This window comes from Vibrio sp. 14N.309.X.WAT.E.F5, from assembly GCF_030397615.1.
Taxonomy (GTDB): domain Bacteria; phylum Pseudomonadota; class Gammaproteobacteria; order Enterobacterales; family Vibrionaceae; genus Vibrio; species Vibrio lentus.
Genome location: NZ_JAPNXR010000005.1, coordinates 1 through 22,979, shown reverse-complemented (window position 1 = coordinate 22,979; position 22,979 = coordinate 1). Strand labels below are relative to the sequence as shown.

Annotated in this window: 18 protein-coding genes and 1 pseudogene; 9 read left to right on the top strand and 10 right to left on the bottom strand. The window is 45.1% G+C overall.

The annotated features are described in order from the left end of the window. Positions 1-62: 62 nt before the first annotated feature. Positions 63-752 carry a flavin reductase gene (locus tag OW495_RS07625; RefSeq protein ID WP_102514489.1) on the bottom strand — a complete coding sequence of 230 codons (690 nt, stop codon included), beginning with the start codon at positions 750-752 and terminating at the stop codon, positions 63-65. 176 nt (positions 753-928) lie between these two features. On the opposite strand from OW495_RS07625, the gene OW495_RS07620 reads away from it, so the two are divergent. After that, complete coding sequence (locus OW495_RS07620; protein WP_102514481.1) at positions 929-2,260, top strand: ferric reductase-like transmembrane domain-containing protein; 1,332 nt, start codon at positions 929-931, stop codon at positions 2,258-2,260. Positions 2,261-2,453: 193 nt separating this feature from the next. After that, the gene (locus tag OW495_RS07615) at positions 2,454-2,861 is read left to right on the top strand and encodes a hypothetical protein (protein WP_065206759.1); all 408 of its coding nucleotides are present in this window, start codon (positions 2,454-2,456) and stop codon (positions 2,859-2,861) included. Between the two features lie 212 nt (positions 2,862-3,073). On the opposite strand, the gene OW495_RS07610 is transcribed toward OW495_RS07615, so the two are convergent. Continuing rightward, complete coding sequence (locus OW495_RS07610) at positions 3,074-4,516, bottom strand: N-acylglucosamine 2-epimerase (protein ID WP_102514482.1); 1,443 nt, start codon at positions 4,514-4,516, stop codon at positions 3,074-3,076. A 306-nt stretch (positions 4,517-4,822) separates the two neighbouring features. Between OW495_RS07610 and OW495_RS07605 the strand changes: the two genes are divergently transcribed. Together OW495_RS07605 and OW495_RS07600 are read left to right on the top strand one after the other, a co-directional pair. Next, positions 4,823-5,371 (top strand): DUF2975 domain-containing protein, encoded by a 549-nt coding sequence (locus tag OW495_RS07605; RefSeq protein WP_102383830.1) that lies wholly within the window; start codon positions 4,823-4,825, stop codon positions 5,369-5,371. A 10-nt stretch (positions 5,372-5,381) separates the two neighbouring features. Further along, positions 5,382-5,615, top strand: coding sequence for a helix-turn-helix transcriptional regulator (locus OW495_RS07600; RefSeq protein ID WP_017054877.1), 234 nt, complete (start codon positions 5,382-5,384; stop codon positions 5,613-5,615). Positions 5,616-5,692: 77 nt separating this feature from the next. On the opposite strand, the gene OW495_RS07595 is transcribed toward OW495_RS07600, so the two are convergent. Further along, the gene (locus tag OW495_RS07595) at positions 5,693-6,340 is read right to left on the bottom strand and encodes a glutathione S-transferase family protein (RefSeq protein WP_102514483.1); all 648 of its coding nucleotides are present in this window, start codon (positions 6,338-6,340) and stop codon (positions 5,693-5,695) included. A gap of 117 nt (positions 6,341-6,457) precedes the next feature. On the opposite strand from OW495_RS07595, the gene OW495_RS07590 reads away from it, so the two are divergent. After that, a complete protein-coding gene (locus tag OW495_RS07590) occupies positions 6,458-7,309 on the top strand; it encodes a LysR substrate-binding domain-containing protein (protein ID WP_102514484.1) in 852 nt (283 codons plus the stop codon). A 141-nt stretch (positions 7,310-7,450) separates the two neighbouring features. Here the strand turns inward: OW495_RS07590 and OW495_RS07585 are convergent, their stop codons facing one another. After that, positions 7,451-9,565, bottom strand: a complete 2,115-nt coding sequence (locus OW495_RS07585) for a methyl-accepting chemotaxis protein (protein ID WP_099165848.1) — start codon at positions 9,563-9,565, stop codon at positions 7,451-7,453. 402 nt (positions 9,566-9,967) lie between these two features. Next, positions 9,968-11,758 carry a sigma-54-dependent Fis family transcriptional regulator gene (locus OW495_RS07580; protein WP_289885861.1) on the bottom strand — a complete coding sequence of 597 codons (1,791 nt, stop codon included), beginning with the start codon at positions 11,756-11,758 and terminating at the stop codon, positions 9,968-9,970. A 355-nt stretch (positions 11,759-12,113) separates the two neighbouring features. Here OW495_RS07580 and OW495_RS07575 point away from each other — a divergent pair, with 355 nt between their 5' ends. Next, positions 12,114-13,634 carry an aldehyde dehydrogenase family protein gene (locus OW495_RS07575; RefSeq protein ID WP_016785531.1) on the top strand — a complete coding sequence of 507 codons (1,521 nt, stop codon included), beginning with the start codon at positions 12,114-12,116 and terminating at the stop codon, positions 13,632-13,634. Between the two features lie 160 nt (positions 13,635-13,794). Here OW495_RS07575 and OW495_RS07570 read toward each other — a convergent pair whose 3' ends face one another. The 5 genes from OW495_RS07570 to OW495_RS07550 form a co-directional block, all read right to left on the bottom strand. Continuing rightward, positions 13,795-14,532, bottom strand: coding sequence for an NUDIX domain-containing protein (locus OW495_RS07570; RefSeq protein WP_102514486.1), 738 nt, complete (start codon positions 14,530-14,532; stop codon positions 13,795-13,797). Positions 14,533-14,749: 217 nt separating this feature from the next. Next, on the bottom strand, positions 14,750-15,151 hold the full coding sequence (locus OW495_RS07565; RefSeq protein WP_102340444.1) for a hypothetical protein: 402 nt from the start codon (positions 15,149-15,151) through the stop codon (positions 14,750-14,752). A gap of 145 nt (positions 15,152-15,296) precedes the next feature. Continuing rightward, positions 15,297-15,629 (bottom strand): multidrug efflux SMR transporter, encoded by a 333-nt coding sequence (locus OW495_RS07560; RefSeq protein ID WP_012601126.1) that lies wholly within the window; start codon positions 15,627-15,629, stop codon positions 15,297-15,299. Between the two features lie 161 nt (positions 15,630-15,790). Further along, positions 15,791-16,630 carry an S-formylglutathione hydrolase gene (gene fghA, locus OW495_RS07555; protein ID WP_017099111.1) on the bottom strand — a complete coding sequence of 280 codons (840 nt, stop codon included), beginning with the start codon at positions 16,628-16,630 and terminating at the stop codon, positions 15,791-15,793. A 155-nt stretch (positions 16,631-16,785) separates the two neighbouring features. Next, a complete protein-coding gene (locus OW495_RS07550) occupies positions 16,786-17,934 on the bottom strand; it encodes an S-(hydroxymethyl)glutathione dehydrogenase/class III alcohol dehydrogenase (RefSeq protein WP_012601124.1) in 1,149 nt (382 codons plus the stop codon). Between the two features lie 510 nt (positions 17,935-18,444). Between OW495_RS07550 and OW495_RS07545 the strand changes: the two genes are divergently transcribed. The 3 genes and pseudogenes from OW495_RS07545 to OW495_RS07535 all read left to right on the top strand — a co-directional run. Beyond that, positions 18,445-20,616: a metallophosphoesterase gene (locus OW495_RS07545; RefSeq protein ID WP_289885860.1), complete on the top strand. Its 2,172-nt coding sequence runs from the start codon at positions 18,445-18,447 to the stop codon at positions 20,614-20,616. Between the two features lie 222 nt (positions 20,617-20,838). Further along, on the top strand, positions 20,839-21,183 hold the full coding sequence (locus tag OW495_RS07540; RefSeq protein ID WP_102362659.1) for a multidrug efflux SMR transporter: 345 nt from the start codon (positions 20,839-20,841) through the stop codon (positions 21,181-21,183). Between the two features lie 458 nt (positions 21,184-21,641). After that, positions 21,642-22,979 (top strand): annotated as a pseudogene (locus OW495_RS07535) (cobalamin biosynthesis protein CobT); the annotation flags it as partial.

Genomic DNA, 22,979 nt, shown 5'->3' with positions numbered 1-22,979 from the left:
TGTGTGTGCACTGAGTTAAGCTGAGAAAGTTAACACCTTTGTGACTAAATTACCGAACAAAATTAGCTTAAATTGAGCTCACGAGCTTCCCATGAGGTTGGGTTTCCTTCACGAGTCAGCGGAAACAGAGATTTGTCTGGCTTGGCATAACTTAAGCGGTGAAGCCTTTGGGTGACATGGTAGCTGTCTAGCCCTGAAATCGTGACTAAATCCAGCGCTTCTAAATCAAGGTAGCCATCCGGCATCACGGCACGTTTGGGTGCTTGAATCGTAATGACCTCTCCAATCAACATTTGCGTTTGATTGCTCTCAATCGATATCTGTTCTTTCAAAACTAACCCTATTTTGAGACTGCTTTCCAAAACAAATGGTGCGGGGAACATGTCGTCATAGTAGGGCGTGAGGCCGACGGCTTTGAATTCGGATGCCGTCTTTGGATAACGAGCCGAAGTTTGATGCGCTTTTTGAACAAAATCAGCGCCGATGCTGTTGATGGTGAAGTGCTGAGTTTCTAGGATATTCTCTAATGTATGGCGACGACTTTCTGCTGGTCGAACTATGAAGCCGAATAAAGGTGGATTCGACCCTAAATGAACCACCGAGCTCACCACAGCAAGGTTTTCTAGTCCTTGTTTATCACACGTACCAATTAGGTTTGCGCTTTTGAATCCCGATAAGGAGTTGATTAAGCGAGCGCGTTCTCTCTGATCCATTGTTTGAATATCTTGTCTTGAAAGGGTCATGTCCTTCATGTCTTTTTTGCTTCCCATTGTTATCGACGAACGTGTTCATTAGCCAAACCATATTTACGCAGAAGCATCCGTTATCGATCAGTTGAGCTTGTCTCTTTGCATAGATTTACGCATGTTGACGTCGCTTTACATCACGCACGCTAAAGTAATGATGTCGTCTTTATGAGTGTTAAAAAATGAAAACAGTCCGCAATATCATCTGGGCAATGATTGCCACAATGTCAGCCTTTTGGTTTGCGATGGAACCGCAACTCTTCGCTTCAAGCAACGTATTTGAATGGCGCTCGGACATGATTCAGTACTCGGGTATTTTGTCTCTGATGTTAATGTCCATCACCATGATCTTGGCGATGCGTCTACCTATGGTTGAGAATTGGCTCAAAGGTATGGATAAAGCGTATCGAGTCCACAAATGGTTGGGTATCGGTGGCGTTGCATTGGGTGTGACGCACTGGTTGTGGTACCAGATCCCTAAGTGGCTAGTGATGTCAGGTGTGTTGGCGAAACCTGTTCGTCATGACGGTTCAGGCCCTGCAAGAACCTTGTCTGGTTGGGAGGCGTGGGTCAATGGACTACACGGTTTTGCTGAAAACATTGGAGAGTGGGGCTTTTACTTATTACTCGTCTTACTGGTAGCGTCGTTGTGGGCGGCTGTGAAATACAAACCGTTTAAACTGTCACATCGCCTGATGTCGGTCGCGTACCTATTGATCGCTTTTCACTCGGTATTACTTCTCAAACATGCCTATTGGGGCCAGCCTATTTATTACCTAACGGTGGCATTTGCTTTAGTTGGGTCTATCGCAGCGATTTATAGTTTGTTGGGTTTTGTAGGGCGTCGTAATCGTCACTCTGCTGCTGTTTCCTCCACTCGATATTTTCCACAAGCCGAAGTGATGGAGTTGGTGCTAAAGCCCGATACATCTTGGCGAGGACACAAAGCAGGGCAGTTTGCGTACTTACGTTTTGGTAATGAAGATCCTCATCCGTTTACTATTGTTTCAGGTAGCGAAGATTCAGAACTGCGTTTCTTGATTAAAGAGTTGGGTGACTTTACGAATGGTCTTTATGAGCGAGTAAAGGCGGGCGATGCGGTTACGGTGGAAGGGCCTTATGGGCGACTTGAGTTTGACCTAAGTAAGCCACAAATTTGGATTGCTGGTGGTGTCGGGATAGCGTCGTTTTTTGCAACGCTTGAAGCGCTCAAAACAGAGAAGACTCACACTCGCATCGAGCTATTCTATTGCACTCGTGGTGTCGATGAACATTTGGTGGATGAGTTATGGCACCTTGCACATCAAGTCGGAGTGAAGTTGAACGTGATAGATACCTTGCACTCACCTCGATTAAACGCTGAACGCATTGCTCACCAGTGTGGTGATTTAAACGATTCTGAACTGTATTTCTGCGGGCCAGAGCGGTTTTCAACATCGCTTAAAAAAGAACTGGATGCGTGCAAGTTCAATGTTGAGCAGAATTATCACGAAGAGCTGTTTGTAATGCGTTAGAAAGGCCGAAAGAGGTATCAATAGCGTCAAGTTTGGCTCTTTGTAGCGGGGCTAGAGCAGCTGTCCGATTTGTCGTTATTGATACCTGACGACAAGTACTCGTTAAAAAGGCAAAACTTGCTCAACTTTTTATTGCAGCGGTTTGCTATTGAGCGATACCATGTACGGCTGTTTTATTGGTAAAGATCGCAAAATGTCAGATGAAAAGCTCGCGCTAGAGTGGATGCGCCAACAAGCGCATAGAATTGATCCATATGTTATAAATCCATCATTTGATGAATGCGTTGAGTTGCTTGAGCCTGCCTTTAAGAAGGGCAAGAGTGTCGCGCAGCTAAAATATCTACTATCAGAAGCGGATCGCCGAGCGGGAGCTGCCGAACGTAAACATGCTGCTTTAAAGTTTGCTAAAGAAAAAAGCCCAAAGGCAGGTCAAAACCTTCGTCTGCAAAGCAAGCTCCAGCAAGTGCAGTTAGCGCTAAAGCTAGCAACTGGCGACAACAACATGACCATATCGCAGTTTTGTTCTGAGTATGATGTTAGCAAGCGAGACGGCAACGTAGCGTGGAATGAAAAGCTGGTTGAGCAGAACAAGAAGAAATGATTTTCGCAATGCCTTGTTCCCTCTCAATTGAGAACCGATAAGGTTTACTTGCTTAAAGATTAATTTCAAACCCTACCAATAAATGCGTTCGACTGTATTTCAAAAGCCTGAAAAGCTTCTTTCTTCTCAGGCTTTGCTAACGACTAGTGACTCATATCTTCCGTCTTAACGGTTAACCTCTGCTAAAAGTATCGACGAGTGAGTATCAGACGCTAAGGTCGAATGTTATTGAAGCTGACCTTCTGCGTTCCATCGCCTAGGTTCTCCAACTCCACCACATCACCTTGATAATAGTAAGGTTCCATTGGCATCTTGCTGTTGGTTGGCCTTGCGTAATGCAAGACCGCGGGTTTAGCGTCAACTTGCTGAGCATACAAATAACCAATCAACGCATGTTCGAATTGATGATAGCCATTACCCCAATGGAAAGCCTTAGTGCGTTTAGGTTCAAGCCCTACGCCACCGTACTTATGATCAACCCACACATCATGAAAGGTCGGTAGCGTGTATTGCAGGATGTCTTTCATTGAACCATCGACAAGCGATACCGTCATGGCTGCTTGATCTAGCTCTGCCCATTCCCATGATGACGCCCAATTCGTGTTTGGCCTGCTTTGCCAACCTGTAATCTCTTGTCCATTCCACGCATTCTGAAGTTCCTCGCCAAAATATTGGGAGACGTTCACGAACTCTTTCTGGTATTGAGCTTGCTCTATGGTGTGCTTCATCCCTTTGATGCCAAACTCTTTCCACTCAGAGTTATTCAATGTTTGGCCTGTCAGATAAGTCATCCAATACGCTTTGATGGTGTGCCCAAAATCATTGTGATTAGCATTCGGCATCATCGCTGCTTTGTCGTGAATAGCCCCGTAGAAGCGTTGTTCATCTTCAGAGTGATAGTGGTCGATCATAGCTTGTGTTAGCCAATTTAGGTCATCAAGCCATTTTGATTTGGTGGGCTCTTTCAGCAAAGGGGCGACTAACAGCATGTAACCGTTAATTTGATCAAGTTGCGCGACCAATTCACGTCGTGTGGCTTTTCCATCTTCACCGTCGGCAAGTACCCAAGCAAGACCACTGTTGTCGCTAAGTCGATACTTATCAAAGATAAACGCTTGTTGGGCGATGAGAGCTTCTTCCACCTTTTTGTCTTGCGTCAGGTAGTAATAAATTGCGAGGCCTACCAGTGCATACGCTTGATCTTGAGAGGTACGTTGCTGCCAATTCTGACCAGCTTTGCCCTCTTTTGTGTAGCCAATAAAGCCACCATTTTTCTTATCTTCTAGTTGATCAATGAGGTAGTAGGCGCCTTGTTTGGCAAGCGCTAAAGCCTGTTTGTCTCCGGTAAGATGGTAGAGTACGCCATAGGCATAAGTTTGACGTGATTTCATGCGCGTAAACTCTTTGCCGAAGTGGGGAGTGATCCAGCCTCTGTCTAATTCAGGACACACATCAGACACATCGAGCAAGGTACCGTCATCACAACGAAACGTCGGGAAGTTGCCTATCGGTTCTCCCTGAGCACTAGGCATTAGCCAGTAAGGTGCCAGCCCTTCAGAGGCATGATTGATCCAGTCTTCTCCAGAGGGAAGGGTGACATTGGCAGATACAGTGAAACTGGCCACGCTGAGTAATGCGATCGTTGCTCGTAACATGATGTTTATCTTAATGATTTGAGTTTCGTTGAATATAAACAATCACATCTGCACATTGTGATTAGGCGATCACAATCGATCAAATTATTAGGAAGTAAATGGAAGTCTGATGAAAATGGATTATTGGGTTGGAGCTTTTAGAACCAGGCGGTTGTTATCTCAATTTATTGACAGAATACGCACTAGATTGGCCTGATGTCACTAAACTTAAATCGATATAAAATTATCGTTTATCGACAATTTTTTGTTGATCATCGTTTGTTTTGATCTTAATATCCCCTTCGTCAATTCAACAGGAATCTAAGTATGTCCAACATCCAAAAACAAAGCCGACGTGTACGTATGCTATTGCAATCCCTTTTTGTACTTACTCCTATAATGGTGTGTTACTTCTGGCTAACAATTGAGACTCCCTATGACTTTATTAGTGCGACGGGCATTTTTTATCTTACCTACGACATCGGGTATTTCACGATGTTACCGCTCACTATGACAACAAGAATCGTTGCTGCGTTCACAAGCTTATTGATGTCGAGCATCCTCATGTACGCACTGATGGTTCTGATACGTTTATTCCGTAACTATGAGCGAGGTGAAATCTTCTCTTTAGAAAACGCAATGTCCTACCAGAAGCTCGGATATAGCCTGTTTTATTGGGTATTAGGTTCAGTTATCTATGGTTCATTGATGTCAGTGATTCTGTCGTTCAATAATCCACCAGGTGAACGTATCTTTGAGATTAGTTTTGTTGGTATGGACTTTTTAACACTGATATTGGGTATAATTATTTTGATCATCTCATGGGTGATGAAAGAAGGTTATATTCTGGCTGACGAACATAGCCAAACCATTTAAAGGACTTGTCATGACTATCCGCATTAATTTAGACATTATGATGGCCAAACGAAAAATGCGATTGAAGACATTGGCAAAAGAAGTTGGGATTACTGAAGCCAACTTATCAGTATTAAAAAATGGTAAAGCCAAAGCGGTAAGGCTATCGACACTCGATAAGCTGTGTGAAGTTTTAGAGTGCCAACCTGGTGATATTTTGGAGTTTGAACCGAATGATCATCAAGACAGCGTTGCTGAAGAATAGCCGGTAAGGAAATCGCTTTCTAATCATCTAATATTGAACGAGTCTCGATGCCCTTATCGAGACTCATTGCTAACTATTTATACAGTCTCGCCTGCCTCGTCCTCTTCAACCACATCGGTTTCTAAGCTTGCCTCTGCCAACCATTTCTGTATTGATGGGCTGTTAAGCACGCGTTGTTGATACTGTGATGCCTTCTCTGAAAGTTTGATGCCATAGGTTTCAACGCGTAATGCCACAGGTGCAAACATCGCATCGGCAATCGACCATTCACCAAACAACCAACCTTCTGGATATTGTTCCATTTGCGTCGACCATATGGCATCAATACGGGCGATGTCTTTCAATGCTTCTTCACTCAAAGCAAGCTTTCGTTGAGCGCGGCAGTTCATCGGCATTTCATTTCTTACGGCAAAAAATCCAGAGTGCATCTCTGCAGAAATTGCTCGGGCATGGGCGCGTTCTTTCACTGATTTAGGCCATGCTGCGCCGTCCAAGTAAGCTTCGTTAACGTATTCAAGAATCGCCAGTGAATCCCACACCGCAACGTCACCGTCAACCAGGGTTGGAACTTTGGCTGTTGGTGTCACTGAAGCTAGTGTGTCGTAAAAATCAGACGTGAATAGCTTGAGCTTGATGATTTCCGCATTCAGGTTGTAGTTGTCGAATATCAGCCATGCGCGCAGTGACCAAGTTGAGTAGTTCTGGTTTCCAATATAAAGCTGCATAGTTGCTTCCTTGCGTTTAGTGGGTATGTATTGAGCCTAGGGGCATGCATTTGAGCTTAGGGGATTGTATTGCGGCGTACTAACGGATAATTTTGATGCAATACATTAATAAAAACGATGGGTGGTGATTTCAATATGGACATTGATGCGTTGCGAGGCTTTCTCGCGTTTGTAGAAACCAGTAGCTTTACGCGCGCTGCGAAACAGATCAATCGCACCCAATCGGCATTTAGTGCTCAGATGCGAAAGTTGGAAGAAGAACTCAACGTGACTCTTTTCCAAAAAGAAGGACGTAATTTAATACTGACTGAAGCGGGCTTAGCGCTGCGTTCTCATGCCGAACAGTTGGTCGCCCTCCACAATACCGCGCTAAAGCAAGTAAAGCGTTATGAAGACAAAAAGCCTCTGAGACTCGGCTGCCCTGAAGACTATAACGACACCATTCTGCCGAAAGTCATTCGCCTGTTGCAGAAAGCGGAGCCCACCTGTTCTATTCAAGTATTTAGCCTGCCGAGCATTACGCTGAGAGAGTGGCTGGATGATGGTCGACTCGATGCGGCGATTGTCACTCGAGCTCCCGACAGCGAAGAGGGGCATTGGCTCACCAGTGATACTGGGGTTTGGATTAGTAGCCCTGATTATGCGTTTGATGGTTCCAAGCCTGTTCCATTAGCCTTGTTTCAAACGGACTGCAAATATCATGCTGCAGCAGTGAATGGTTTAACTAAGCAGGGTACGCCTTATCAGTTGTTGGCGTGCAGTAATACCGCTTCGGCGCAACGTGCCATTGTTAAAGCGGGTTTAGCCATTGGTGCAATGGGTAAGCTCAGTGTGACTCCGGATTTGAAAATACTTGAAGATATGCCGCCGTTACCGGCAGTGGATATTGTGCTGATCTTAGCGAGCAAACATCACCCCGTGTTAGACAAAGAAGTGCTCAATCAACTTGTCGAGTTGGATTCTGAGTAGCTTTGTTAGGCGAGCTTGGTTCGGTAAAATCTAATAGATGAACTGCAATCGATGAGTTTGAAGCTGAGCGGGAATTAAGAAATGAAGAGGCCGAGAACATTGCGTTTCTCGGCCTTATTTTTATGGAAGACTGAACGTGCGTTAAGAGAGCTTAAACTTACTCAATTCTCCGTGTAAATCTCCAGCTTTTACGGTCAGTTCGTTACTGATTGCTACTGATGATGTCATGGTGTCCATCACTTCCACAGCGGTGTCATTGATGATCACTACATTGCGGTTAATCTCTTCTGACACTGAGCTTTGCTCTTCGGCAGCCGAAGCAATCTGATTGTTCATATCGTTAATCACTTCAATTGCTTGGTTGATTTCAGACAAGGCGAGGTGTGCAGCTTGGGTTTCGCCTTTGGTATCGTTCGCTTGCTTCTGGCTTTGCTCCATCAATATCACGATAGATTGAGTCTCTTGCTCTAGGCGAGCCAGCATCGAGCGAATCTCTTCTGTCGAGCCTTGAGTGCGATTTGCGAGGTTACGTACTTCATCTGCCACGACAGCAAAGCCTCGTCCTGCTTCACCCGCACGTGCAGCCTCAATCGCAGCGTTAAGCGCTAGTAGGTTTGTTTGTTCTGCAATACCACCAATCTCGCTCAAGATACCCTGAATAGCAGTGCTCGAATCGACTAGGTTCTGTGTTTGTTGCTGCGCATCGTTAACCTGCACAGCCAAGCTGTCTACCGCGCTGGCGGCATTGTCCATGCGTGTCATGCCATTGAGACTATTACTTTGCACTTGGCTTGCTGCCGCTGCTGCTTGAACCGCTGAACTTGCCACTTCTTGCGCAGTTGCACTCATTTCATTGATCGCGGTTGCAAGTGAGTTCACCTCGTTAACCTGAGAGTTCAACTGGTCACGTGAAACTTCAGCACGAGCTTGGCCTTCTGTTGCGTTTTTATCCACTTGGTCGGCCGTTACCATCACGGTAAGTAGCATCTCTTGCATACGAGATAGGAAGGTATTGAACCAGTGTGCAAGCTGAGCAGTTTCATCTTTTCCTTTCACTTCAATGCGGTAAGTTAAGTCACCTTCGCCTTGTGCTGCATCTTTAAAGCGCTCCACTAAGTTGTTTAGAACCTTGCCCAGAGAATTGGCAATGAATGCCATTGAGGCAATACCTAGAATAGCTGCGATGATCCCCGCCCACACACCTTTTTCAAGTGCTTTTGAATTCTGTGCATCACTCCATTGCGTGTAACCGTCGACGCTTTTTGTAAGGTGACTACTGGGAACGGATACCATGACTACCCAAGGAGCATCACTGGTATCAATTGCTGTAATTGCGTACTCATCGCCGCCGAAATTAACAAGACCAGCCCCTTCTCGTTTAGCGATAGATTGAATTGTCGACCATTCCGATTCCAATTCAGAAGAGACTCTTTTACCCACCATGTTTCCAGCTCGGCTGTTGGCGAGAGTTATGCCTTTCCATGATGTAATAAGGATTTTTCCTTCGCCATCAAACAAGTTACGTGCAAGCAATTCGCTTTGGCTTTGAAGCTCAAACAAAGACAAATCAAAACCAATTGAGCCAATGATTTTCCCGTCTTGTTTGATTGGTTGGCTGATGGTAGTGATGAGCTCTTGTTTACCGCGAACTGGATAGAAGTACGGTTCCATCACAAATGTCTTACCGGTTTGGTATGGCATTAAGTGCCAGTCATCTTTGCGCTCACCATTGCTGTTGAGTTCGGTATTGCTGAAGCTCTCCATTGCGACGGCGTCAAAGCTGTTCTGATCATTTGGAGAGAAGAAAGGCGCAAGGTAGCCCTGACTGTTAAAGCCTAATTCGGTGTCCAAGCTGATCTCGTTATTCAGATCGGTTTGTTGTGGCCAAGTCTTGTTCTCCCAAACCATGTAGCCAGCAAATACAGCTTTGTTTTGTGCTTCCAAGGCGGCAGTAAACTGTTTAACGATAAGGTCTGCGCTTGCGTTGGTTTCTGAACTTAATTCGATAATGGATCGTGCTTGCTTAAGGTTTGCTAGTACAGGATCAAGTTGGTTAGCAATGTTCAAACCTTGTTGAATGGCTGTGTTTTGCAAATCTGTCGTTGTGGCGTCTGTCAGCTGCGTCTTTACTTTTTCAGTGACTTGTTCGTTCACATCGGTAAAGGCGCTGGTGGTCATGCCCATTGCGATCAACAGAGTGAAAGCCATTGCTCCACCTGCACTCACCGCAATTCGCGTACGTATACTGTTAAACATATGATCCCTATAGCCAAATATTGGTAATTTCCCCGAGATTTTAAACAAGATAAGTGAATGGAAAATTCAAAATAATGAACACAAAAAGAATAGGGTGATCAAAATTATAAATAGGATTGCATAGTGCTCAGATTTATATCTTGAAGGCGGGTTCTATAAGGTAAGCAAATGGCCGTTAGTATTTCATTAGCTATTTGTATTCATTGATCTTTTAAATTTATTAATGATATTTATTTTTCGGTAAATCAAGAGGTTGTAGTTTGAGGGTGTCCTGAATATGGATTACTTATTATGTGACTTTACTCACGCTTTAATTTGGTCCGAAGCACAGTATATCCACTTATAAAGTGTGTGTTTCTACTTTGGATGCTTAATTAGAGCATCCAAATCATTGTTCATGTTTTATTGAAGAATGCCTAAACTTTTCAGCTTTCGATAAATGGTATTACGGCTGATGCCCAGTATTCGAGATGTCTTACTGATGTTGCCTTGGTTCGCTTGATAGGTTTGTAGCAAGGTTTTTTCAACGGTACTTCTTAAATCGGAATGCGCTGTACCTTTGATGGCATTAGGAGTTATTAGTTGATGCTGATTATCGTGTGCTAACGACGTGAGATGTTGAGCAAGGTGGCTAGGCACGTGCGCTAAGGTGAGCTGTGGTTCATCACTCGCGAGTAGGGCTGCGACCATAAGTAAATTGTCTAACTCGCGGATATTACCGGGCCATGAGTAAGCGCACAGTAAGCTCATTAAGTGCGGACAGATTGTCTGTTCGTCTTCTGCGTAGTTACGATGAATGTGCTCGATTAAGGCGTGCTTGTCTTGTCGGTGTTGCAAGCTTGGCAGAGTAAAGGCCAAGCCATTCAGGCGGTAAAAGAGATCTTGTCGAAATTCCCCCGTAGCGACCAACTGTTCTAAGTTTTTATGAGTCGCGGCGATGATCTGACAATCGACTTGGTAGCTTTGGTTCGAACCCACAGGCACTACCGATTTGTCTTGCAGAACATGGAGCAATCGACATTGAGCCTTCAATGGCATGTCGGCAATCTCATCTAAAAATAGAATGCCTTTATCTGCTTGTCGGATCTTGCCTTGGAAACCTTTGTGGCTTGCGCCCGTAAAAGCCCCCGGCGCGTAACCAAACAGTTCTGATTCGATAAGATCTTTCGGTAGTGCACCACAATTTACCGCCACTAAGGGCGAAGATTTGCGTTGGCTTTGCTTGTGTAATGCTTTAACAAATTCGCCTTTTCCGACCCCTGTTTCTCCTAGGATTAATAGGCTGATCCCTTTATCAATAACCTTATTAGCTTGCTGCCAAGCGTGCTCTATCTTTTGTTCGCCATGGTGCAAATCGCACGATGCTGAAATAGAGCGAGTGCGTTTTACGGTTGGTTGTTTGAGGTGTTGTTTCTCAAACACAAAAGGTGTATCTAATGAAGTTCGATTGAACAGGGTATCTATGCATTCGCCGACGATCGAGGTTTGATCCAGCAGCTGAGAGGCGACTTGATTGTGCGCTACTACCTCGCCAGCTTCATTGGCTATCACTATCCCTTGCCAACCACTGTGTAATAAAGATTTCTCACACGCGAGATCGATTCGAGTGGTGCCTTGTGGGATGTGACTCAGTAGCTGGTTCTCAACAAGCTGAACCATATTTTGAACCAGTAATTGCACTGAGCTGTCGTGTTGTTGCTGCTCGCTGGTGATGTCCAGTACGCCAACCATTTGACCTTGATGATCAAACACCGGGCTTGCTGAACAGCTGATAAATCGATGCTGGTGGATGAAGTGTTGTTCGCCAATGATGGATACGGGTTTCGCTTCAACAATCGCGGTGCCAATCGCGTTGGTGCCCTTAAGTTGTTCCTGCCAACACGCTCCCGAGCTGAGTGCAATTGATGTCAGCTTCTCTTTAAACCGCTCCTGTCCCCAACTCGCCAGAATCACCCCTTCAATGTCGGTCAGAATCAAACGACTGTCGGTGCGTGCAAACATCTGATTAAACAGAGGTAGAGCATTACGTTCGACTATTTGAATTAAGCTCGAAGATTGATGACGTCGCTGTTTAAGAATCGATTGTGGCAGGCGAATGTCTTCGGGAAGTCGTCTCTGTTTTAGACCCGCTTCTGTGCTGCGGTGCCAAGAAGACGAAAGCCAATCTGAGGTGTTTGCTTGTTGAAGGTGCATGACTGTTCCATGTCGTAACAGTGAGGGTGTACCAATTTGGAACAGTTGAACACTGGAGTGCTTTCCAGACGTCCGTTCAATACCAACTCACTTTGGGTTGTAAACGTTTGGTAATCATAGTTTTACAATTTATCAACAACAAGTTTTGAAGTTCTGGCGTGTGATTTGCGTTGTTACTGTTGTGAAGAAAACACGAAGTATCAGTGTTTTAAACAGAAAGTATAAACATGGTGGCTCTCTTCTTACGAGCTTTCTTCTCACGTGATCTCTTCTCAAGGGAAGCCGCCATGCAAGCTCGACAACATAATCTCAACAACGAATGAATAACGACTAAAAATCTAAGAAGGATCTAACTATGATTTACGCACAGCCGGGTAGTGATAACGCAGTGGTTAACTTTAAAGCGCAATACGATAATTTTATCGGTGGTGAGTGGGTGAAGCCTGTTAGCGGCGAGTATTTTGATAACACTTCCCCAGTGAATGGTCAGGTGTATTGCCAAGTGGCGCGCTCAACCGAGGCGGACATTAGCTTGGCACTCGATGCGGCGCATGCTGCTCGTGCAAGTTGGGCTTCGACCAGTGTGACTGAGCGTTCGAACATTCTGCTTAAAATTGCCGACCGCATTGAAGCGAACCTAGAAGAAATCGCAGTCGCCGAGACGTGGGAAAACGGCAAGCCTGTGCGTGAAACTTTGGCAGCAGACATTCCTTTGGTTGTCGATCACTTCCGTTACTTTGCGGGCTGTATTCGAGCTCAAGAAGGCAGCGCAGCAGAGCTAGATTCAAACACCGCAAGCTACCACTTCCCAGAACCTATTGGTGTGGTGGGGCAGATCATTCCTTGGAACTTCCCGATTTTAATGGCGGCTTGGAAACTGGCTCCAGCACTTGCTGCGGGCTGTTGTGTGGTGATGAAGCCAGCCGAGCAAACACCGACATCGATTTTGGTGATGATGGAGAAGATCGCTGATCTTCTACCTGCAGGCGTGGTCAACATCGTGAATGGTTTTGGTAGCGAAGCGGGTCAAGCGTTAGCAACCAGCGATCGTTTGGCGAAGCTGGCGTTTACTGGTTCAACAGAGGTCGGCCACCATATCCTGAAATGTGCGGCTGAAAGTTTGATTCCATCAACGGTTGAGCTTGGCGGTAAGTCTCCAAACATCTACTTCCCAGACATCTTTAACCATGAAGACGAATACCTTGATAAGTGTGTCGAAGGCATGCTGCTTGCGTTCTTCAACCAAGGTGAAGTGTGTACGTGTCCATCACGTGTGTTGATTCATGAATCGGTATACGACAAGTTCATCGCCAAGGTGGTCGAGCGTGCTCAAACTATTAAACAAGGTAACCCGTTAGATACCGATACTCAGGTGGGCGCACAAGCTTCAAAAGAGCAGTTTGATAAGATCTTGAGCTACCTAGAAATCGGTCGTCAAGAGGGTGCGAAAGTGCTGACAGGTGGTGAAATTGCGCAACAACCAGATGATCTCGGCAACGGTTACTACATTCAGCCAACCATGCTGGAAGGACACAACAAGATGCGTGTATTCCAAGAAGAGATCTTCGGCCCTGTTATCGCAGTAACGACGTTTAAAGACGAAGCGGAAGCGTTAGAAATAGCTAACGATACCGAGTATGGCTTGGGTGCAGGCGTGTGGACACGTGATGCAAATCTAGCGTATCGCATGGGTCGTAACATTGAAGCGGGGCGTATTTGGGTGAATTGTTACCATGCGTACCCAGCTCATGCCGCGTTTGGTGGTTACAAGAAATCGGGCATTGGCCGTGAGACACATAAGATGATGCTCGACCACTACCAAAATACGAAGAACCTGCTGATCAGCTACGATACCAATCCACTAGGATTTTTCTAAAAAAGATATGTTCTAAGACGGATTAGCTTTAAGTGCTAGATAGTTGAGGGAATGAATAATAACTAACAACGCAGTCGGCTTAATCAAGAAAAATAAAAAGTGAAAGCAAAACCAAAACGCCCAATTCATTTGAGTTGGGCGTTTTTATGTCTTAATCGTTCTAGCTTTGCGAAAAGAAGATCTCGGGCTTGTGGACAGGGCCATAGTTGCCTTCTAGCTGAGTGAGTTCCAAGCCTTGCTTTCCTATCAGAGAACCGACTAATTGGCGGTTGAACGGGTAGCTGTCGGGGTTGTTAATATACTCTTCAACATCAATCCATTTGGCTTCTGCAATTTCATCAGTGTCTTGAATCGCGATCTCTTGAGTTTTAGCGATAAGGTGACAAATAAAGTAGAGGTTTGATTTACCGAATTGATACGGGTGTCTTGTCGCCATGCCAACCACCGAAACGAACCTTGCCTCGATACCTGTCTCTTCCAAGGTTTCACGAACCACCGATTCTTCAATGCCTTCACCCAACTCAATATGGCCGCCAGGTAACTTGTAGCCAGTCATACCGTGCTCTTTAATCATCAGCACTTGATTGTGTTCGTTAGTGATCAATGCGCCTGCACCCAAGGTGTGGGTGGGGATGAAAGGCACAAACTCGACAATCTCAGATTTGTGGATCAGCGTAATCTCGTCTTCTAGACAGTTGTGAAACACAAAGCCAAGTTCAGTCGCCACCGGAATAAGGTGCGAGAGTGAAATAGGTAAGCTAATCCAAATGATGCCTTTGTTATTCTGATTTGAAAATTCGGTGATCTCGCTGAGTTCGGCATTGAATGAATCAGCATCGTGAGGGGCTGTTGCTGGGTCAATGATGATGCCGTTAAATTTGTCGAGCGTAAATTCCACTAGTGATCCTTTATTATTTTTGATTTATAGGGAGTCGAGCATAGGTGGAGCTTATCGTATCTCATGAGCTTATAACACCCGCTCTGCTAGTAGCATTTTTAAGAGCACGGCAATGATGGGTAAAAAGTGAGGGAGAGTGTAAAGCGGGCGGCTTGAAACAAAAATTGCGCTTGGAAGCCAAAGCGCAGTTTTAAATCGGGTCTATTTGGGTTCGACGCTAACGAACATAGTTCGCATCGATACTCACGTACCAGTGCTGAAGCTTACCGTCAGATTTTTTGATCCACAAATCGTTGGTGTAGCTCTCAATCTTGCCATTAACCGTTAAATTGAACGTGTTCTCGTCGAATTCGCCAAGTTTCACGAATTGGTCTGTGGTAATCAGAAACGGGTCCATGTCGTCCACGCCAACCACATCTGAAATCACATAGTAGTGGTAAGTCAGCGGCTTGCTCGCATCATTCGGGTTGCTGCGGTACGCTACAAGCTTGAACGGTTCCGTTAATGGAACATCGAGCGTTTGCTTGTCCATGGTCGCTGGAATTGGGATAAACAGCCAAGCGGTAAACAGACCGCTCAGTAAAACCATCAGGAAGAAAAGAGTCTTAATTGCTTTCATAGCAACCTTCAAAATAGGTGATGTTGAAGGCGCTATGGTAACAGGTTTGATTTGCTGATTGTAAGAGTATGAATAAGTGAAGGCGACACCTGTCTGTTAGGAAGTTTGAATGAATTGACACACTGTTAATAAGTCACCATCTACACTAGTGCGAGTGGCCTTGAGATAGGTTGATCATCACAACACCTGCTGCCACAAATAACATACCAACCCACACCATAGTATCGAGGTGCTGGCGGTAAACAAACGTAGAAATCAAGCTCACGGTTACGATAGCCAAGCCCGCCCATAAAGAGTGAACCACACCTACAGGCATCCCTTTCATGGCTTGGCTCAAAAATAGAAATGCCGCCAAATGTCCTGAAATCACTAATAGAGCAGGGATGGGTTTAGACAAACTGAAACCGTCGGTTGCTTTAAGTGCTACGTGAGAAAGTGCTTCCGCCATCACGCCCATCATTAAGAAAAACCAGCTCATAGTCGTACCTTTTAGTTGTATTGTTTTTTGTTGGTATAGCGGGGTATTTGAAAGTGTTAATCGTTGTTACTGCTCTTTAGTAACAGCGTATTTGCCCAAACAGCAGGCACAAAAAAGCCCACACCTCACGCTTTTGCAAGGTGTGGGCTAAATCGGTGTGACTACTTGTTTAGGTAAGCAGCGTGGAACTCAATATGCTCATCAATAAAGCTAGAGATGAAGTAGTAGCTGTGGTCGTAACCTGGCTGCATACGTAGCTCTAAATCGGCATTGGTTACCTTAGCCGCTTCGACTAATTGCTCAGGCTTAAGTTGCTCAATCAAGAAGTTATCGGCTTCACCTTGGTCAACCAACATTGGCAGCTTAGTGCCTTTGGTTTTTAGAAGCTCAGAGGCATCGTAGTGCTTCCACTCTTCAATATCTAAGCCTAGATATTGGTTGAATGCTTTTTGTCCCCAAGGGCATTGCATTGGGTTGGTGATTGGGCTGAATGCCGAGATAGAACGGTAGCTATCTTCGTTTTTGATACCAATCGTTAGGGCACCGTGTCCGCCCATGCTGTGACCTGAAATGGATTTCACAGACGTTACTGGGAAGAAAGATTCAATCAATGCTGGAAGCTCTGTTACCACGTAATCGTACATGTGGTAATGGCTGTCCCATGGTGCTTGAGTGGCATTCACATAGAAGCCTGCACCTTGGCCGAGATCGTAGCTTTCATCGTCGGCAACGCCTTCGCCGCGTGGGCTTGTATCAGGTGCAACAATAGCAATGCCTTGCTCAGCCGCGGCTTTGAACGCGCCGGCTTTTTGCATGAAGTTTTCATCGGTACAGGTTAAGCCTGATAACCAATACAAAACAGGAACTGGGTTTTCTTTGCTTGCGTTAGGCGGCAAGAAAATCGCAAAACGCATGTTGCAGTCAAGCGTTGCAGAAAAGTGGGTGTATTGTTTGTGCCAACCACCAGCAACCTTTGCTTGGCTAATGTTTTCGATTGTCATCTATTGTGCTCCGTTAGGTTGATGGTTTTGGGAGTAAATTTCTCTATATCACTTAAAGTTTCACCACCCACCGGGCAGGAGGTGGTGAAGACAGTTTGTTGCTTTTCATTTATAACTTTGGCCTCGATGCTCGAAAGAATCGAGGCCAAGGAGAATTATTTATCCATGTGTAGAACAGTACGGATAGATTCACCTTTGTGCATTAGGTCGAATGCTTCGTTTACGTCTTGCAGACCCATAGTGTGAGTAATGAACTCTTGAAGACCAAACTCACCTGCCATGTAGCGGTTAACGATTTCTGGAAGCTCAGAGCGGCCTTTAACACCACCGAAAGCAGAACCACGCCATACACGACCAGTCACTAGTTGGAATGGACGAGTTGAGATCTCTTGACCTGCACCCGCAACACCTATGATTACTGATTCGCCCCAACCTTTGTGGCAGCACTCAAGTGCTTGACGCATCACGTTTACGTTACCAATACACTCAAAAGAGTACTCAACACCACCGTCTGTCATCTCAACGATAACGTCTTGGATTGGCTTGTCGAATTTAGTTGGGTTGATGCAGTCAGTCGCGCCAAGCTGTTTTGCTAGCTCGAATTTGCTCTCGTTGATATCAACACCGATGATGCGGTCAGCACCAGCCATGCGAGCACCAATGATTGCAGATAGACCGATACCACCTAGGCCGAATACAGCAACGTTGTCGCCTTTTTCAACTTTAGCTGTGTTCAGTACCGCGCCCATACCCGTTGTTACACCACAACCTAGAAGACAAACTTCTTCAAGCGGTGCTTCTTTGCTTACTTTCGCTAGAGAGATTTCTGGAAGTACTGTGTACTCAGAGAAAGTAGAGCAACCCATGTAATGGAAAATTGTTTCGCCATTGATAGAGAAGCGGCTTGTACCGTCTGGCATTAGGCCTTTACCTTGCGTTTCACGAACCGCTTGGCATAGGTTAGTTTTACCAGATTTACAGAACTTACATTCGCCACATTCAGCTGTGTAAAGTGGGATAACGTGGTCGCCAATCTCAACACTTGTAACGCCTTCGCCGATCATCTCAACGATACCGCCACCTTCGTGACCAAGGATTGAAGGGAAGATACCTTCTGGATCGTCACCTGATAATGTGAATGCGTCAGTGTGACAAACACCAGTAGCAACGATGCGAACTAGAACCTCACCAGCTTTAGGAAGTTGTACATCAACTTCTTCCATTTTTAGTGGCTCGCCAGCTGCCCATGCAACCATTGCTTTTGATTTGATATGAGTTTGACCAGGTTTAATTTCGATTGTCATTGGATGTTTCCTATATATGTCAGTACAGCGGATAACCGTGCAATTAAATTCAACCCGTTAAGCGTAGTTGAGCTTAATTGTTTCCGCTCTCTCGTTTTGTTGGAGCTAGTATAGGTGTGAGTGCGTGTTTTGATAATCCCCTTAAATAGAAAATGATTATTACGTATTTGTAATAATGGGTATGGAAAGCTGATCTGTTTTCCCAGTGATTACTTTATTCGGATCGAGCCGATTTTTGATGGAGGGCTACTTATCCAAATAGTCTGAATGCATAGCTACCATTGATGTTTGAGTGGTTGTCTTATGGCAGCTTATATATTAATAACTGATTCGTACGGTAGAGTCATCAATACTCATGATCGTTATTAACCAATTGAATTTTAAGGATTGAAGCAATGTCGCATAAGCACTCTGTACGCGACGTTTTGTAAGATATCAGAAACAATACTGTCATTTTTCTCACCTAATCTCCTCGCCAAATTTTGAGTTCTAACTTTTTGGGAAGAGAAAATGAAAAAGAGTACATTGACCGTACTGTCAGGCTTGATAGCAACAGCTTTGGTCGGTTGCAATTCAAGTTCGCCAAGTGATGACAGCGGCAATATGGATAGCGCAGTGCAAGTGGCGTTCATGCCTGATATCCATTTTCATGATGTTTACGGTGATTTTCAGGACGGCTCGTTCGAAGGGTTACCTAATGCAATCAGTGGTAAGAATGCAACGATCAGAACGATGGAGTCTCAGATGAACTCTACCCGTCTATTCAACGAAAACTATTTCGCGATGATCGCAGCGCTTGATGATGTGGTTGAGCGCGGTGTGAAGTACGTAGCACTGCCGGGGGACTTCAGTGACGACGGTCAGCCAGTACATATGCGTGGATTAGTGAGCATTTTTGACCACTATCGTGACACGTACGGCCTTGAGTTTTTTGCAGCGCCTGGCAACCACGATCCAGTGAGGCCATTTACTATCCCTGCGGGTAAGTCGGACTTTTTGGGGGAAGGGGGTAAGAACCAACGTATTTATAGTCGGGGTAAAGAAGAGTGTGTTGGCTATGAAGATGAGTGGACAACCATTCCCGGTGACGGCGATAACCTAGCAACCATTTGTACTGAAGAAGTTCGTGAATGGGGCTATGAAGAGATCATGGGTATCTTAGGCACTCACGGTTTCTATCCTCAGCAAGATTATCTCTACTTTGAAACGCCTTACAGTAGTGACGAAGCTCGTGCCAACTACAGCTATGATTTAGCCAAAGAAGAAGCGGCTTTTGACCAACGTATGTACGAGATCTGTTATGAAGGCACAGGTGGCAGTTACAAAGAGAGTGGCTATACAAGTTGTTCTGAAGTACCTGATACCAGCTACTTAGTTGAGCCAGTTAAAGGACTGTGGTTATTGGCCATTGATGCGAATGTCTATCGCCCTAAAGAAAACTCGTCTGATAACTCTGTCGATGGCGACACGTTTGATGGTTCAAGCAGCGCTGGCTATAACATGATGCTGACTCACAAAGAACACGTGATCGATTGGATCTCTGATGTGGTAAAAGCAGCGAAAGAGCAGAACAAGACGCTTGTCTCTTTCTCACACTTCCCAATGACTGATTTCTATAACGGTGCTTCTGAAGAGATTGAAGATCTGTTTGGTGAAGGTAGTCATCAATTAGCGCGTGAACCGGATGACAATACCAGTCGAGCATTGGCTGCAACGGGCTTAAACATCCACGTTGGCGGTCACATGCACTTTAACGATACAGGTAAGAAAAGCTTCAATATCGATGGTGTTCAGCACACGCTCTTTAATATCCAAGCGCCATCGTTAGCGGGTTACATCCCAGCTTACAAGCTGCTGAACATTCGCCCTGATAACCAGATCGAAGTTGAAACCGTAGTGATTGACCAAGTGGCTCGTTACAACGAACTGTTTAGTCACTACGAAGAAGAGCATGCATACCTTACTCAAGCTGCGAATGGAGATCCTGATGCAGAAGCTAAGATCTGGAACAAAGATATTCTGGATTCAGAGAGCTACTACGAACTGACTGACTGGCATATCCGTGAATTAACGCGTCTGCGTTTCCTTCCTAGTGATTGGCCAATCGAAATGCGTGAAATGATCATGCACATGAACGGTGAAGAGATGATGATCATGTCTCAGCTAGAAACCAATTTTACGGTTTGTCAGCTAGCAAATGAACTGGGCTATGACGTAGGAACTTGCGTTGAAAATGGTGTGGATGACTACGAGCAATTCCAACAAGACTGGCAGGCTGCCAAAGTAGAAGCTGAGGTTTTGGCATCTACTGAGGGGTTAAGCTTAACTGACTTTGCAGAGTGGAGCGGTGAGCTACTAGCGACAGACTTCTATCGACTACGTAACGCAGACGAACTGGCATTCCGTGATATCGGTGAAACACAGCTGCGCCAATACGAACTGCTAAGCCGTGAGCTTGCCGAGTTTGATGGCACGGTGGATTCAGAGCTAGGTGATCTTGGCCAGTATACCGTTGGTGAAGTGTTCCGCTCTCGTTTTGGTAGCTTGTTCGTGATTCTTGAAAAATTCGCAACAGGCCAAGCAAGTGACCACTTCTTGATTGATATCGACCAACAAACCCTGACCGACCTTAAAGGTGAAGTGAAGCGCGATATCCTAAGAGGCTCATCATCAGCAAATTAATCTATTTAGATTGTTAGCTGATTAACTTATTTTCTTATTAAAAAACAGGGCTCTACACATGATGCTGTAGGGCTCTTTTGTATATCTGTTCTGCGTTTTAATCGAGAATTACACCTAAGAATTTTTAAGGTGCATCATAATAATTACTTGCTGAAAATCGCATGAATCGGAAATAAAACTACAATATTCTGAGCGCCGTATTTTATTGTTGTGGACTTAAACATGCTTTTATCTCTCCCGCCTCCTGTGATGCTGTCACTTGCCATTATGCTTGAAGTTGCCGCGACTTCTCTATTACCTAAAACGCAACAGTTTACTTCTTTACCCGCGACTGCCGCAGTGCTAGTCGGTTATGGCTTTGCTTTCTATCTGTTGTCTCTCACGGTTCAAACTATGTCTTTAGGTGTGGCGTATGCGATTTGGTGTGGTGCAGGGATTGTGTTAGTCGCAGCTCTGTCTTGGCTAGTCTACGGACAAAAACTCGATATCTTCGCGATCATTGGCATCGCTTTGATTCTTGCAGGTGTGGTGATTATCAACCTGTTTTCGACGTCGGTGAGTCATTAGGGGAGCTAGTTGTGTTATGCGTGAGGGGGGCACAACTTTGTGACTCGTTATGTACGCAACACAGGAGTTTCAGCTACTGAACTTGTTAAGTTTGACCCTCAATAACTTATTCCTAGTTAACTTCTCAATAGTCGAGTCGGTTGATTCTCGACTGTCACATCCCTGCCCGTTTATTTGACAGATTGAATACTCTACACAATTTAGCGACGAGCCTTTCCCGACTAGAATTCACTCAAACGCAGTAAATATTCAACATATGCAACAATAAGCAATTCACTCGATTGACTTTCTTCTAACTTATTGATTTTATAAAAAGTCACAAAGAGAAGATCGCATTATCTTATTACTTGCTATTTAAAGGTCGCTATAGCGACTTTGCTACTACTTGTCATAGATTTTGTGGAAATCACAAGTTACACACATAAATAATAATTATTACTTATACAACAGAGTCAGAGATGCGAATTTTAATTTTCTTAATAGTTTCTATTAGCTTGGCTGGGTGCACTCAAGATCGACATCAAGAAGATATTGAAGCAAAAAAAGCTGCATACTTTCAACAGGCAGAGCAAGGGGACGCTCATGGTCAATTTAATCTAGGCGTTATGTATGAAGAAGGAAAAGGTGTATCTCAGGACGATACACAAGCAGTGTCTTGGTATAGAAAGGCCGTTGAGCAGGGGTATGCAAGAGCTCAAACCAATTTAGGATGGATGTACGACGAAGGCCGAGGTGTTTCCCAAGATTATCAAGAATCAGTGTCTTGGTATAGAAAGGCCGCTGAGCAGGGGTACGCGAGAGCTCAAACTAAGTTAGGATGGATGTATAGAGAAGGCAGAGGTGTTTCCCAAGATTATGAAGAGGCGGTGTCTTGGTATAGAAAGGCCGCAGAGCAGGGGTATGCAAGAGCTCAAACCAATTTAGGATGGATGTACGACGAAGGCCGAGGTGTTTCCCAAGATTATCAAGAATCAGTGTCTTGGTATAGAAAGGCCGCTGAGCAGGGGTACGCGAGAGCTCAAACTAACTTAGGATGGATGTATAAAGAAGGCCGAGGTATTTCTCAAGATGATAAAGAGGCGGTGTCTTGGTATATAAAGGCAGCTGAGCAGGGGTACGCTAGAGCTCAAAACAATTTAGGATGGATGTACGACGAAGGCCGAGGTGTTTCCCAAGATGATAAAGAGGCGGTGTCTTGGTATAGAAAGGCCGCTGAGCAGGGGTACGCTAGAGCTCAAAACAATTTAGGATGGATGTACGAAAAAGGCCGAGGTGTCTCTCAAGATGACAAAGAAGCAGTGTCTTGGTATAGAAAGGCCGCTGAACAGGGGTATGTAAGAGCTCAAACTAACTTAGGATGGATGTACGAAAAAGGCATCGGTGTTTCCTTAGATAACAAAGAAGCGGTGTCTTGGTATAGAAAGCCCGCTGAGCAAGGACATGCGAGAGCTCAAAACAATCTAGGCGTTATGTACGAAGAAGGCAGAGGTGTTTCTCAGGACTATAAAGAAGCGGTGTCTTGGTATCGAAAGGCCGCTGAGCAGGGTGATGCGAGCGCTCAAACTAACTTAGGGTGGATGTACGACGAAGGCAGAGGTGTTTCCCAAGATGATAAAGAGGCGGTGTCTTGGTATAGACAGGCCGCAGAGCAGGGGTATGCGAGAGCCCAAACCAATTTAGGATGGATGTACGCCGATGGCACAGGTGTTTCTCAAGATTATAAAGAGGCGGTGTCTTGGTATAGAAAGGCCGCTGAGCAAGGGCATGCGCTAGCTCAAAACAATCTAGGCAGCATG